The organism is Streptomyces sp. NBC_00988, from assembly GCF_045162645.1.
Classification (GTDB): domain Bacteria; phylum Actinomycetota; class Actinomycetes; order Streptomycetales; family Streptomycetaceae; genus Streptomyces.
This window is the reverse complement of the sequence record NZ_CP108730.1, coordinates 2,181,069-2,194,994: the sequence shown is the minus strand read 5'-3', so window position 1 is coordinate 2,194,994 and position 13,926 is coordinate 2,181,069. Positions and strand designations below refer to the sequence as shown.

The following is a 13,926-nucleotide window of genomic DNA, read 5'->3' as shown; positions in this document are numbered from 1 at the left end:
GTGCCCGCCGGGGCCATCCACTCGTGTGGTGGGTTTAGTGTCCGGACGCCGTCAGATGGCGCACACACCTGCGGGTCTCCAAGGAGACGGCCAGCGCGGCCGAGCGGTCCTCGCCGACGGGGCCGGTCATCGGCGAAGTGGTCCAGCCGAGCGCAAGGTCGTACAGGGGGTCCGCGTAGGCGAAGGTACCGCCCGCTCCGGTGTGGCCGAAGGCGTCGTAGCTGCCGAACGGCACGTACGCACTCGGCTTCTTGAAGACCACGGCGAAGCTGGTGCGCACACCGGTCACCAGGTCCGGTCCGTCGACCTGGAGCTGGGCGACCCGCTCGCGCACCTCGGGGCTCAGCAGGGCGGGGCCGCCGACATCACTGATGGCGGCGGCGTAGGCACGGGCCAGACCGGCGGCGGAGCCGACCCCGCCGACCGCGGAGACCCCCGCGCGCCGCACCTCCACGTTGTTGGGCAGGACCGGCGTCATGTGGGACTCGGCCGTGATCAGCCGGTTGTGGAAGGCGAGGTGACGCAGGTCGTCCTCGACCGGTGAGTCGAAAGTCGGTTCCGCACGGCGCGTGGGCGCGTCCGGGGGCGGGACCATCGGCCGGTAGCGGTCCTCCAGGGACTCGGGCAGCCCGAGATAGAAGTCGATGTCGCGGGGGCGCCTGATCTCGTGCTCGTAGTACTCCTGCAGGCTCACGCCCGCGACACGCCGGAAGAGTTCCTCGACGAACACCCCGATGGTCACCGCGTGGTAGCCGTGGGCCGATCCCGGCCGCCAGCGGGGGGCGGTCGCCGCGAGTTTCTCCGCGGCGAGCTCGCTGTCGCACAGTTCGCCGATCGTCAGCCCGCCGGGCACCCCGACCAGCCCTGACTGGTGGGACAGGAGCTGGCTCACGGTGACGGCGGACTTTCCCTTGGCGGCGAACTGCGGCCAGTAGCGCCGGACGGGTGCTTCGAGATCGATGTCCGCCTCGCCGACGAGCCTGGCGAACGCGATGCCGGAGATGCCCTTGGACGCCGAGAAGACCCCGCTGAAGTCGGCGCACTCGGGGGCGTTCAGGCTTCCCGTCAGGCGGACGACCTCCTCGCCCCGCCAGTAGACGCTCAGCCACGACCGGGCGTCCGGCCTACGGGCGCACAGATCGTCGAACACCTCGCGTACGGGCTCGAATCCGTCCCTCACGATCCCCTCGGACGTGTGGGACGGTGTGGTGCTGCTCTGCAAGTCCGTCTCCTGTGTGCTCGGTGCCGTCGGCTCAGCCGTCCGCGGCGGCCAGCAGCGCCCGGTGCGCCGCGCGGCGCACCGCCTGGAGCTGCGGGTGCGGTATCGGGGCCGCGGCCACCAGCCGCTGGGTATAGGGGTGCTGGGGGTCTTCGCAGATGCCCTGGGCGGTGCCCTCCTCCACGATTCTGCCGTTGTTCAGCACGATCACACGGTCGGCGAAGGTCCGTACCAGCGCGAGGTCATGGGTGATGAACAGGTAGGACAGCGACAGCTTCTCCCTCAGCTCCCCGAGTAGCTTGAGCACGCCCGCCTGGGTCGAGACGTCGAGGGCGCTGGTCGGCTCGTCGCACACGACCAGTTCGGGTTCGATCGACATGGCACGCGCCACCGCGATGCGCTGGCGCTGCCCGCCGGAGAACTGGGCGGGATAGCGGCGCGCTGCGTCCGGCGGCAGGCCGACCGCGTCGAGCAGCGCCGTCGTCCGCTCGTCGGCCTCGGCACGGCTCAGCCGCCGTTGCACGCGCAGGGGTTCACTGAGGGTGTCGCCGATGGTCAGTGACGGGTTGAGGGACCCGTAGGGGTTCTGGAACACCATCTGGACCTGGGTGGCGAGGCTCTTGCGGTCGGCCTTGGTGATCCGGGAGATGTCCTGGCCGCCGAGGAGGATCCGGCCACCGGTGACCGGCGCGATGCCCAGCACCGCCTTGCCGATCGTGGACTTTCCCGATCCCGACTCGCCGACGAGCGCCAGAGTCTCGCCTGCGCGAATGGAGAAGCTGACGCCGTCGATGGTGTTGGCCTGCTGCTTCCTCATCCTGGTCGTCCGGTAGCGGACCTCCAGGTCTTCGACCTGGAGCAGGGGGGTCGTGTCTTTCGTCGTCATGTGTCGATCCTCACGAGGCTGGGTGTCGCGGCGATCAGATCGCGGGTGTACGGGTGCTTGGGCGAGGTGAACACGTCCAGCACCTTGGCCTCCTCCACGATCCTGCCGCGCTGCATCACGATGACCCGCTCGCAGAGATCGGCCACGACGCCCAAGTCGTGGGTGACCAGCAGGATCGCCATGCCGAGCGTCGCGCTCAGCCCGCGCAGCAGGTCGAGGATCTCGGCCTGGACGGTCACATCCAGGGCCGTGGTCGGCTCGTCGGCGATCAACAGATCCGGCTTTCCCGACAGGGCCATGGCGATCGCGACCCGCTGGGCCATACCGCCGGACAGTTCGTGGGCGTACTTCCCCATGATCTGTTCCGGCTCGCGCAGCCTGACCGTGCGCAGCAGGTCCGCGGCGACCTCGCGGGCCCGTGCCTTCGGCATCTTCTCGTGGGTCCTGATGACCTCCACGAGCTGGTCGCCGACGGTGAACGACGGGTCGAGGCAGACCATCGGCTCCTGGGAGATGAGGGCGATCCGGCTGCCGCGGATCCTGGACATCTCCTTTTCGGGCAGCCGGTCGATCCTGGTGCCGCGCAGGGACACGGAGCCCGAGGAGATGAAACCGTTCGGAGGGAGCAGTCCGAGGACGGCCATGGCCGTCATGGTCTTCCCGCTGCCCGACTCCCCGACGAGCGCGACCAGTTCGCCGGGCCGCAGGTCGAAGGTGACGCCGCTGATGACGTCCCGCTCGCCGGCGGCGGTGACGAAGGTGACGTCCATCGCCTCGACCGCGAGCAGGGCGTCGTTGGCGGCCGGGGCCGCGGGCTCCTGCTCGGTGGACCGGTCACGTGCCCTGCCGATCACCCGGCGGACGACCCGCGCCGACACCCGGTCCTGGCGCCGGTCGCGGCTCGCGACCCGTACGCCGTCACCGACCAGCGCGCAGCACAGGGTCACCAGGGCCAGGGTGCCGCCCGCAGGCAGCAGGAGGTACGGGTGGCTGTTGATGACGGAGAACGCCTCACCGACCAGATTGCCCCAGCTGGGACTCGGCGGAGTGACGCCGAGGTTCAGGAAGCCCATGCCGGCCTCGATCCCCAGCGCGACCCCCGCGAACAGCGAGATCTTCACGATGATCGGCCCGAGCAGCCGGGGCAGGATGTGCCGGACCAGGATGGCACGGGTGGTGACGCCGGCGATCACCGCGGCGGTGACGTACAACTCCTCGCGCACCGCCCTGGTCTCGGCCCGCACGATCCTGATCAGCCCGCCGGAGGCGAAGAAGCCGAGCGTGCACATGGTGGCGTACTCGTTGTGCTGGAACACCGCCGCGACCGACAGCAGCACGACGATGCCGGGCACCGACATCAGCAGGTCCACCAGGACCGCGACGACCCGGTCCAGCAGGCCGCCCCGGTACCCGGCGACCAGCCCGACCGAAATGCCGATCGCGCAGTGCACGGCGATTGCGACGGCGACGGCGAGCAGTGTGGTGCGCCCGCCGTACATCAGACGGCTGAGCACGTCCCGCCCGAGGGTGTCGGTGCCCAGCGGGTGGGCGCCGCTCGGCCCGGACAGGACGTTCTGGAGATCCTGGTCGAACGGCGAGTAGGGGGCGAGCCAGGGCGCGAGGGCGCATCCGGCGACGACGACGGCCAGGACGGTGAGGGCGGTCACGGTGACCTTGTCCCGCAGCATCCTCCTGAACAGCTTTGCGTTGCCGCCCGCCGTCGGCGTGACGTCATGGACGACGATTGCTGACACGGCTCCGGTCACGAGATGCGCACCTTCGGGTTGAGCCAGCCCTGGACGAGGTCGGCGAGGACGTTGACGACCACGACCAGCACGGTGAAGGTGATCGCGACGCCCTGCACCACCTGGACGTCGTGCTGGCTGGTGGCACTGACGGCGAGACTGCCCAGCCCCGGCAGGCTGAAGATGTTCTCGACCACGATGCTGCCGGAGAGCATCCCGACGAAGAGCAGTCCGAGGACCGTCACGACGGAGGTGGAGGAGTTCTTGAGCGCGTGCTTCCAGATGAGCGAGCGGCGTGAGACGCCGCAGGCCCGCAGGGTGCGGATGTAGTCCTGGGACATCGCCTCGACCATGCCGTCCTGCGTCATCTTGGCGACCCCGGCCACCCCGCCCATGGCCAGCGCCACCGCGGGCAGGACCAGAGAGGCGATCCACTCGCCGGGCGAGGTGAGGAGCGGGACGTAGCCGGAGGCCGGGAAGAGCGGCAGCTCGACCGCGAACAGTGAGATGAGGATCAAACCGAACCAGAAGCTCGGCAGGGCGAATCCGACGACCGCGAGGAAGTCCACCACCTTGCCGACGACTCCGCCGCGTACCGCGCTCCACACGCCGAGGAGCACGCCGAGCAATGCCGACAGCAGGATGCCGAACCCGACCAGGGAGAGTGTGACCGGCAGTCGTGCGGCGATGCTGTCGGTCACCGCCTCGCCGGTGAACACGGACGAGCCGAGCCGGCCGTGTACCAGACCGTCGAGATAGCTGCCGTACTGGACCCAGAACGGCTCGTTGAGGTGCAGGTTGTCACGCAGTGCCTCGTACTGTTGCTGGGTTCCCGTGGTGCCGAGCAGTGTGCGTGCCACATCGCCCGGGATGAGTGCCTGCAGTACGAAGGTGAACAGCGAGACGACCAGTACCAGCGGCACGGACACCAGCAGCCGCCTGAACAGCAGATTACGCATCGGGTTTCCTCCTCCCGGATCGTTTCCCGGTGTGGCGGGCGGCGGTCAGGACTTCGGCTTCCACAGCCGCGGGTTGGTGGAGATGCCCTGCGGAACCAGCGTCACGCCGGCCAGCTTGGGGCTCGCGTAGATGAAGTTGTCGCTCTGGACCACGGGCAGCGCCCACGCCTTCTCGGTGATGAGCTTCTGCGCTGCCTTCGCCGCTGCCTCGACCTTCGACGGAGGCGCCGTCGCGAGCGTGTCGTAGGCGGCGTCGAGTTCGGGGTCCTCGGTCTGGAACGGGTTGATGGGGGCGTTCTTGATGAACAGGATGTTCCAGTTCAGGATCTCCGGATTGCCGGTGAAGACCAGGACCGTGCCGGAGAACTTCTTCGAGTACATGTCCTTGATCAGGGTCCCGGCGTCCGGGTCCGGGGTGAGTTGGACGTTCACGCCAACCTTGGCGAGCTGCGCCACGACGGCCTGGACCACCTTGGAGGCGACGGGCACGGTCGAGACGTAGTTGACCTTCATGGTGAAGCCCTTGCCGTAACCGGCCTGGGCGAGGAGCTTCCTGGCCTTGGCCGGGTCATACGTGTACATGTCGTCCAGTGCCGGGTCGTAGCCCTGGTTGCCCTCGGAGTTGGGCTGGACGGTCGGCTTCCCGTACGTCCCGACCGCCGCCTTGGTGATCGCGGCGCGGTCCACCGCGTAGTTGAGGGCCTGGCGTACCCGCACGTTCTTGAGCGCCGGCGTGACCTGGCCGTTGCGGTCGGTCAGCATGATGCCGTTCCAGGCGGCGGGCCTGGAAGTGACGGTCGCGCCCGCCGCCTTCGCCGTCGCCACGGTGTCGGCGTCGCCCATCATCACGTCGATCTGTCCGGACTTCATGGCGAGGACCATCGAGGCCGGTGAACTGCCGATCTTGACGACGACCTTCTTGAAGTGGGCCTTGCCCAGGCCGTACCCGGCGTTCGCCACATAGGTGTAGTGGTCGCCGGCGACGGTCTGCGTGGGGTCGAGGACGTACGGTCCCGCGCCGAAGGTGGCCGAGGACATCTTGTCGGGGTGCGCCAGGCCCGCGGCACTCATGATGTGCCCGCCGAGATAGGTCGGCGTGAGGATCTGCACGAGGTTCGGGTTGGCCTTGGTGGTGCTGATCCTGACCTGTCCGGTGCCCGAGACGGCCGCCGACACGGTCTTGAAGGTACCGGAGGCGGGTCCGGTGCTGTGGGCGCTGAAGTAGTTGACCGAGTTGACGATCGCCTGGGCGGTGATGGGGGTCCCGTCGGCGAACTTGAGCCCGGAGGCGATCTTCAGCGTGATGCTCTTGTTGCCGTCGGCCACCTTCCACGAGGACGCGATGCCCGGCACCGGATCGCCGTTCGCGTCGGTCTCGACGAGCGAGGCGTAGGCGAGGTCGACGAACCACTGGGCGGCTCCGTTGATCCCCTTGGCCGGGTTGAGGCTCGGCGGGGTGCCGTTGACTCCCACGTTCAGGGTGTCCATGGACGCGCCGGTGTCGGTGGAGCGGGAGGCGCATCCCGTCAGCAGGCCGGCGGTGAGGCCGAGGACGCCGAGCGTGGCCGCCGCGGGGCGGCTTGCGAGTCTTGCGGCCGAACAGGCCGAGGAGATGGGTGATCGCACCTGGGAGTCCTTTCGATGACCGCTGGAGCGAGGGTGTGGGGAAGCCGCGATCCCGAGCGGAGAGGTGTGTACCGGAGGCGGGTGGCCCTGAGGTGGTGAAGGGAGGTGTCAGGAGGCGGCGGTCAGGTCCCGTGCCGCCGCGGCGTCGGCAGTGGGGCGCCGGTACTTCCTCCAGGCGAACAACCAGCGCGCCACGTCTTCGTAGTGGGACGAGAAGAGCACGGTGGTCGCTCCGTGGTAGTTCCTGCTGCCCAGTCGGTGGAACTCCTCGTCCTCGTAGATCGAGCAGCGGACGAGAGAGTCGGTCTCGGCTTCCGGAAGCCCCTGGTCGCGATAGCTCTCCCGGAGCATGCGGGCGGGCAATTCGGCGCTGTCCGGTCCCCGGTCGCTGCGTCCCCGGCACATCCACACAGCGATCCGGGAGTCGGCGTACGTCCTGATGTACGAGTCGAGTTCCGCCTCGTTGTCACCGAACACGATCGGTCCGTTGACCAGCAGGTATGCGGCGACGAGGTCGGGACGCCGGAAGATCGTCGTGGACAGCAGCATCCCGCCGCCGGAATTCCCCACGGCATACACCCGGTCGGCGTCCACGGCGAATTCCGCGAGGAAATGCTCGATCACCATGGCGATGTCGCGGGGGCCGTCGAATCCCGGGTAGACGTATTTCGTGGCGTACGGGATGTCCTGGTCGCCGCGTACCTGGACGGAGACCACGACGGTGGGTTCCGAGTGGTTCGAGAAATGAGCGGCGATACCGTCGGAGACCAGGTTCGCGCCGAAGTTGTTGTCCGGGGCGTAGGGATCGTCGACCGGGAAGTTCACCGAATTCGAGGCGTCCATGTACTGCTGCCCCTGACCGGTCAGATGGACGACCATCGGGTAGGCACCGTCGGCGCGGTAGCCGACGGGCAGCGCGTAGTGCACGTACACCGGGTTCCCGTCGTCGTTCGTCAGGACGAGCGGCACGAAGCGGCCGGTGTCCAGGTGCCGGGCGGGCTCGGTCATCGGCAGGGGGGCGTCCGACCTCGGCGCGAGGACGCGCCCGTCGACTCCGAGCACGTCGCCGTCGATCCGTACCCTGGCCGGTATCCGGTGCAGCGGGCACCGTACGCCGATGGTCAGGGTCCGGGCGGCCTGCGCGTTCGGGTCGATCTCCACGATCACATACCGTCCGGGCCGTCCCGAGCCGTCGGTGCGCAGCTCCGGTACCGAGTTGGTGTACACGGCGGTGGCCACGGCGTCGCGAGGGCTCACCTCGGGCGGTACAGCCGGGTCGGCGTAGTCGGTGACCGCCGCGAACATGCCCGGTGACAGACAGGTCCCGTCGACCTCCTCGAGGAAGCGGATCGCCACCGCGACCACCTGGCGGGTGAAGTGGGCGTTCCCCGACGCGGTGTTTCGCACCACCGACGTCAGGGCCGTCACGCCCATGACGCCCTCGGGAAAACCCTGCGTGCCGGACTTCTCATCGGCTGCCACGCGTCCTCCTCGGCGGTCGTCCACTACTGCTGCCCGGGATTCCAGCGGAAACTCTTGACATAGGTGATCCGGCCGTCGCGCACGGTGTAGAACACGCCGAGTTTGACGACGATGCTCTCGCCCGCGCTCATCGGCAGGATGATGAAGTCGGGCTGGTCCTTCTCCGCGACGAAGTCGACGTTCACCTCCATCGCGATGCTCTCGCCGTCGAACAGGACGCGCTGCGGGCGCAGGATCTCGAGGAGACCGTCGTGGCTCGCCCGGTATTCGGCGACGTACTGGTCGCGGCCTCGGGTGAAGCGGCGGTCACGGCGTTCGAAGGTGATGTCCGGATCGAAGAACTCCAGCGCGAACCGGTCCGGGTCCTGGGAATTGAACGCCTCTATGTACGCGGCGAATCGTTCCCGCGTCATCCCCGGGGGCCCGGGCTCGGCCGAAAACCATGTCGGCCGTTCGGCTTCGCGGCCCGGAGTCCCGGCCGCCTCCATGACGTTGTCGCTCATGTGCCGCACCTTTGCGGAAGTGAGATCAGACGCCCGGTGCGTACACACTTCGTCGCCCCGGCCGTCGCTTGGCTACAAAAGTGCGGGAGCCGTGAGGGCGGGGCAAGGCCATGTGTTCACTCAATGGACCGCACCGTGCAACGTGTCCGAAACAGTCCAAGTGCCCGTCCCGTCCCCGGTGGGCGCGGACGGACGGTCCGAGTGGCGCCTTCGCCGACCGCCTCCGGTTCGCCGCACGGCCTCGTCGCCCGGGGCTCAGCCGCCCAGCGAGATCGAGGAACCGCTGCTCAGCGCCCGGCTGATCCTGGACGCGGCGGCGCACAGCGCCGAGGCGCCGGACTCGGCTCGGAAGGAATTCGTGGCGCCTGCGACGGACAACCCCGCGATGGGGAGTCCCGAGGCGTCGAAGACCGGTGCCGCCACGCAGTTGAAGCCCAGTACCCACTCCTCGTGCTCGACCGCGAAACCGCACTGCTGCACCGTCGCCAGTTGCCGCTTGAGCACGTCCATGCTGGTCACCGTATACGGCGTGTACCGCTTCAGCTCCGGCTGGAGATGCCTGGGCAGGTCCACCGGGGGGACGAAGGCGAGGATGGCCTTGCCCATCGCCGTGGCGTGTACAGGGCGGCGCGAGCCGAGCGAGTCGCGGGCGCTCTTGTGCAGACGCGGCACGGTCTTCTCGATGTGCAGCACGCTGCCCGCGTCGAGTACGCCCAGATGCACCACCTGACGCAGTGAGTCGCACAGGTTGGCCATGTGCGGCAGGGCCGCCTCACGCAGTCGTCGTTGGGCCGCGACGGCGGCACCGAGAGTGAACAGATGGGAGCCCAGCAGATACCACTCGCCCTTCCTCTCGACGGCGCCGAGCTCCGCGAGCTGATTGAGCAGGCGATAGGTGGTGGCCTTCGGCATGTTGGCGCGAAGGGCTATTTCCGACAGTCCCAGTTGCGTGCCGGCCGATTCGAGCACATCGAGGATCTTGAAGGCCCGGTGGAGCACCGACTCGCCGGTCCGCTGATTCGTCCGCATGCGCGGATTATCACACGGTCTCCGAGGCCAGAACAGGAGTCAGGTACCGGATCGATGCAGGTCGGGGCCGCTTCGGCTGGTCGGGAGGTACCGCCCCGGCCGGTCCGGACCGATCGCCGCGTCCGCCCGTCCTGACCGGGACGGATGCGGTCCGCTCAGTGGATTCCGGCCGTTGTCAGACGGCTCGTCGGTGCGGCATGCTCCCCTGCGAGTCCATGCGGAGGAGAGTCTGCAATATGCCCCGTGAAGAATTCGAACTGGACGACTCGGTCCGGCCGACCCACCTCGACAAGGTTCCCGAGCTGGAACACGTTCTGACGAGCCGAGTCGTCGTCGAGCCCGCGCCGTTGCGGCTGGGAAACGTCGGCGAGATGGGGCAACGGCTGATGCTCAATATCAAGGGCGGCGATTTCGAGGGTCCGAAACTGCGCGGGACGATTCTGCCGGGCGGTGGTGACTGGCCGCTGATCCGGCCGGACGGGGTGGGGCTGACCGATGCCAGATACACCTACCTCACCGACGACGGCGTGCTCATCAACATCTACAACACCGGCTACCGGCACGGCAGCGAAGAGGCGATCCGCGGTCTGGACGCCAAGGAGGGAGTGGTGGACCCCTCGTCGTACTACCTGCGCCAGTGGTCCCGCTTCGAAGCCCCGCAGGGCAGGTACGAATGGATGTCCCGGCACGTTTTCATCGGGATCGCGGAACGCCATCCCAAGGTCCTGTTCATCAAGTACTTCATGGTCCACTGAGCCGGCGCGGCGGAGTTCCCCGGTTCCGGCGGGTCACGGCGGCTGAAGCGAGGTCGCGGGTCGTCGGGCCGTTGCCCGCAACGGTCGGGACGTGCGGGTACCGCGACGGCGCTCGCCGGCTCGGACCATGCCCCGTACCGGCACGACGGCCCGGGACCGGCTTACGGTCCCGGGCCGCACGGCGCTGCCACCGCGCTCGTCGGCCGACCGCGCCGTGTGGTTCCGGCCCGGAACGACGTGCCGGAGTGCCGACCGTCGCCGGGACGGCACGGGCCCCTGTGCCGACGGTCGGACGAAACGCCCGCGGGCCCGCCCGATGACGGCCGCTATCGCGCGGCAGAACGGCGCAGACGACCCGTTCCGGCGCCCCCGGACCCGTACACGACCTTCGACGAGGGCGCCGCGTACTGACGCCTCTCACGGGGTGCCCGGCCTCGGTCGGACCCCCGTGTGCCGCCGCCGTCTGCGGCCCGTCGCTCGGCATACCCGGTGCCGGAGTGATCGGCCGCCGGTACGCGAACGCGGACACCGGGAACACGCTCCACCACGTGTGCGGCACGACCGATTCCGGGACTCCTCACGTGTCCCCACTGGGAACACGTTCCGGGGATGGCGATTCTGCGGCCGGCCATCGGGGCCCGCAGCGTTGCACGGCACCGTTAACATCGTCTCCGGCCTGCGCACACGTGCCTCCGACGACACCGCAGCGTCACTTCTGGCCAGTCACTCCCCGAACCGCCCTCCGGCGAGGGCCGGCGATGACGGATCCACGACCAGAGGGACCGGCGATCGAACTGCGACATGACCGGAGGCCGACTTGGTCAAAAGGTGAGGAATCTCAAGACAGCACTCACTTTTCTGCGTGAATTGAACGATGTGTGTGGGTGCGGGTACCTGGCGGCGTCTGCTCCGGCCCCTGCTCGCTGACGCTTCTTCGCGGTGCGCGGTAGCACCTTTTGTGTTTCCTCGTCGTAGGTCAGCTTCAGTCCCAACTGTCGGTGGGGTTCTGTCCTGCGGCCAGGGCTTGTCGCCGGTGTCGAGCATGACGGACAGCAGACCGCCCAAGGCGTCCCGCAATGAAACCTACGTCGTGATTGTCGTCCAGCACTTCGGACACATCAGTCACTACCCCGACCTCGAACGGCGCGTCCTGGAACTCGCCTCAACGTCGGCCGCCTCTGCCACCACCCCCTCCCTGGTAGCCGCCTCCGTTTCCCCAACCGCCCTGACAGGTGTAGTACGAATCGCACACCACGGGATCCGACGACGCAGAGGCCGACGGTGTCGCCGAGGGAGACGTCCCGGTCGGTGCGGTGCCGGGAGCGGAGGGCTCGGACATCGATGGTGACGTGCCAGGGCTTGCCCCTGTGGAAGCCGCAGCGGACACGCCGCCGTCCGTTCCCCAATCCGCCGTCGCTGTCTGGGACAACAGCGCCGAGCTTTCGAACGTCCAGCGCTGCTCGTCCGTCCCGTCCTTCGGCTTGAGTACCAGGTCCGACTCGCCCTTCGTAGCGGCGGGGGCCAGGGCGAGGTCCGGCTGAGCGCGCGGCAGCAGGGTGCCCCGGTCTGTGAGGTCGTACCGCATGTCCCCGGCTCCTGGACTCGCCGCGCCCGTACAAGGCATCAACTGGATCAGATAACCGAAGTGCGAATCCAGGCAGAGATCTGGTACGGACACATCGCGCAGCAGCCCGCCCGACTTTTCGAAGAGCCATGCCTGGCTCTTCGGTGATCCGCACTCGGTCAGACCGACCTCTGCACCTGCCACCGGCTTCCTGCCCTCGACCCCCAGACACAGGCCGTTCGCCACGTTGCGCAGCCCTCCCTGACGCGTGGTGCTCGCTTCGTCCCCGGCCCCTGCCGTCGACGAAGGGCCGGCTCCGGCCCCCGGGCTCGCACCTGTCGTGCCCGAGGGAGTGCCGTTCGGCCTCGTCACCGCGTGTGAGCCGGAGGTCAGCGACCAGATGACGAGTGGCGCCGCCACGAGCGCGCTCACCGTCGCGATGGCGAGGACGAGGCTCATACGACTGCCGATGCGGGGCTTGGCCCGGTGCGCGGCAACACGTGGACCAGGGCCCTTGGCAGCGTGCGCCGGAGGGCCGTCCTGAGCACGGGGACTGGGAACGACTGCGGAGGCGTGGCCCACTTCCACGATGGACTCGTTCCGGCCCGGCCGTGACTCCGTGTACTCCCGCGCTGCCCAGCCGAGCACGGCCTCCGCCAATGACAGCGTCAGCGTGCCGTTGAAGCGTTCCAGTTCGTGAGCCATGAGACGGCAGTGTCCGCACCGCTCCAGATGACGGCGCAGGTCGGGGTCGATGTTGACACCGCCACGGCGGAAAGTGACGTCGAGCATTCTGTTGAAGTGTCGGCACTCCTGCTCCGGGGCCGACTCCAGATGGGCGCTGAGGAGGAGTGTCCGCAACTGCTCGCAGGCCCGTATCAGTTCCACGGGCGCTTCCGCTTCGTCGAGGCCCAGTAGTTGCGAGGGGATGGTCAACGGCTCTGCCTCGACCTCCGTGTGCCACAGGAGGCAACGTCCAAGCTCCGGCAGTCGGCGAAACGCCACGGCCAGGAGCCGTCGCTGGTCGGAGGGGCGAAGCAGCGCCTTCGTGTTGCCCCCGCCAGGGTCCCTCGACAGCTCGGGGCGCAACAGACGTCGCCTGTGCGTTTCCTGCCATTCGGCCGCGATCCTGCGGACTGTCACCAGAAGTTGGGGGCGCCATGCGGCCGTGGGACCGGCTTGCCGAATGGTTTCGCCGAACAACCTCGTGAACGCGGCGGAAGTCAGCACTCCCGCCGCCCGCGCGCCGTCCGCGCACAACAACGCGTACGAGAACACCGCCTCCCAGTGCCGATCCAAAAGCACACCGACGGGATAGTGGGCGGGTCGCTTCCCCGAGCATTTCTTCAACATTGTGGCGAGTTGCTCATCCGTCGCGTCGCCCGGGTGCTCGAGGGTGGGGGGAGCCGACAGGGCCGCGTCATCCACGTCCGAGTTTCCTTTCAAGACAACGCTGGATTGGTACATACCTTTCGGTATGTCATCCGCCCGGGAGTGTACGAAGTGATACCCGCTGACAGTCCCAGAACGTGAGGCATCCGTACGGGCGGCTCTTTTGAAGCGCCCTGATGAATGCGGGAACCTGCGAACCGCCGAGCGGTGCAGGAGTGAATGTGGCCGGACACTGACGGTCACACCATATACACAGGCTGCCGATGCGCCGCAAGCGATTCACTCACCTTGCACATTCCGTGACTCCGCAGGGTAAATGACGGTGCATCAGAATTGTCGTGGATGGCTCGGTTCCGTATGTGTATGAAGTGAGCTGCTTGAAATATCAGGTATCGGTAACTGCATGCTCGGTCGGCAAGTGCTGGACATTCGACGTGAGGTGTCGAATCTCGCGAATGAAGATGAGTCCTGCTCAGCTTCCTGCTTGCGAATGCTGTGCGGATCTGGAGGGGCGTGGAGTGTTCCCTCTGCCCGCCTTGCCCTGAAACCGGCTGCCACCCGCATCCGGGGAATGCACCCGGAGGAACTCCGACGTGTTCCGAGTAGGCCGCGCCCGCAGAGCCCCGGGCCAGCCCGTCGAGTGGCGCGAGTGATCACGCCCTTCGCGTCGGCGGACTCTTAGACGGGCGCGGCCCGGGAAGCGCCGCGGGGGAGTGGCAGCAGGGGCCTTCTCGGCGGCTGTACGCATCGTGGCTTGCACGGAAGC

10 protein-coding genes are annotated in these 13,926 nt (G+C 68.1%); 1 reads left to right on the top strand and 9 read right to left on the bottom strand.

Features of this window, described 5'->3' with window-relative positions; all coding sequences use genetic code 11:
* Window positions 1–34 precede the first annotated feature (34 nt).
* The 8 genes from OG496_RS10035 to OG496_RS10000 form a co-directional block, all read right to left on the bottom strand.
* On the bottom strand, window positions 35–1,222 hold the full coding sequence (locus OG496_RS10035) for a serine hydrolase domain-containing protein (RefSeq protein WP_405970500.1): 1,188 nt from the start codon (window positions 1,220–1,222) through the stop codon (window positions 35–37).
* Between the two features lie 31 nt (window positions 1,223–1,253).
* A complete protein-coding gene (locus tag OG496_RS10030; RefSeq protein ID WP_405970499.1) occupies window positions 1,254–2,105 on the bottom strand; it encodes an ATP-binding cassette domain-containing protein in 852 nt (283 codons plus the stop codon).
* Complete coding sequence (locus OG496_RS10025; RefSeq protein WP_405970498.1) at window positions 2,102–3,871, bottom strand: dipeptide/oligopeptide/nickel ABC transporter permease/ATP-binding protein; 1,770 nt, start codon at window positions 3,869–3,871, stop codon at window positions 2,102–2,104. Before OG496_RS10025 ends, OG496_RS10030 begins: the two co-directional genes overlap by 4 nt.
* Window positions 3,868–4,809 (bottom strand): ABC transporter permease, encoded by a 942-nt coding sequence (locus tag OG496_RS10020; protein ID WP_405970497.1) that lies wholly within the window; start codon window positions 4,807–4,809, stop codon window positions 3,868–3,870. The genes OG496_RS10025 and OG496_RS10020 overlap by 4 nt, the downstream gene beginning before the upstream one ends.
* Window positions 4,810–4,854: 45 nt before the next feature.
* On the bottom strand, window positions 4,855–6,435 hold the full coding sequence (locus OG496_RS10015) for an ABC transporter substrate-binding protein (protein ID WP_405970496.1): 1,581 nt from the start codon (window positions 6,433–6,435) through the stop codon (window positions 4,855–4,857).
* A 108-nt stretch (window positions 6,436–6,543) separates the two neighbouring features.
* A complete protein-coding gene (locus OG496_RS10010) occupies window positions 6,544–7,917 on the bottom strand; it encodes a prolyl oligopeptidase family serine peptidase (RefSeq protein ID WP_405970495.1) in 1,374 nt (457 codons plus the stop codon).
* Window positions 7,918–7,940: 23 nt separating this feature from the next.
* Window positions 7,941–8,420 (bottom strand): nuclear transport factor 2 family protein, encoded by a 480-nt coding sequence (locus OG496_RS10005; RefSeq protein ID WP_405970494.1) that lies wholly within the window; start codon window positions 8,418–8,420, stop codon window positions 7,941–7,943.
* Window positions 8,421–8,675: 255 nt separating this feature from the next.
* Window positions 8,676–9,449: an IclR family transcriptional regulator gene (locus OG496_RS10000; protein ID WP_405970493.1), complete on the bottom strand. Its 774-nt coding sequence runs from the start codon at window positions 9,447–9,449 to the stop codon at window positions 8,676–8,678.
* A 236-nt stretch (window positions 9,450–9,685) separates the two neighbouring features.
* Between OG496_RS10000 and OG496_RS09995 the strand changes: the two genes are divergently transcribed.
* A complete protein-coding gene (locus OG496_RS09995; RefSeq protein ID WP_405970492.1) occupies window positions 9,686–10,204 on the top strand; it encodes a DUF3237 domain-containing protein in 519 nt (172 codons plus the stop codon).
* A gap of 1,162 nt (window positions 10,205–11,366) precedes the next feature.
* Here the strand turns inward: OG496_RS09995 and OG496_RS09990 are convergent.
* Window positions 11,367–12,704, bottom strand: a complete 1,338-nt coding sequence (locus tag OG496_RS09990; protein ID WP_405970491.1) for an RICIN domain-containing protein — start codon at window positions 12,702–12,704, stop codon at window positions 11,367–11,369.
* Window positions 12,705–13,926 lie beyond the last annotated feature (1,222 nt).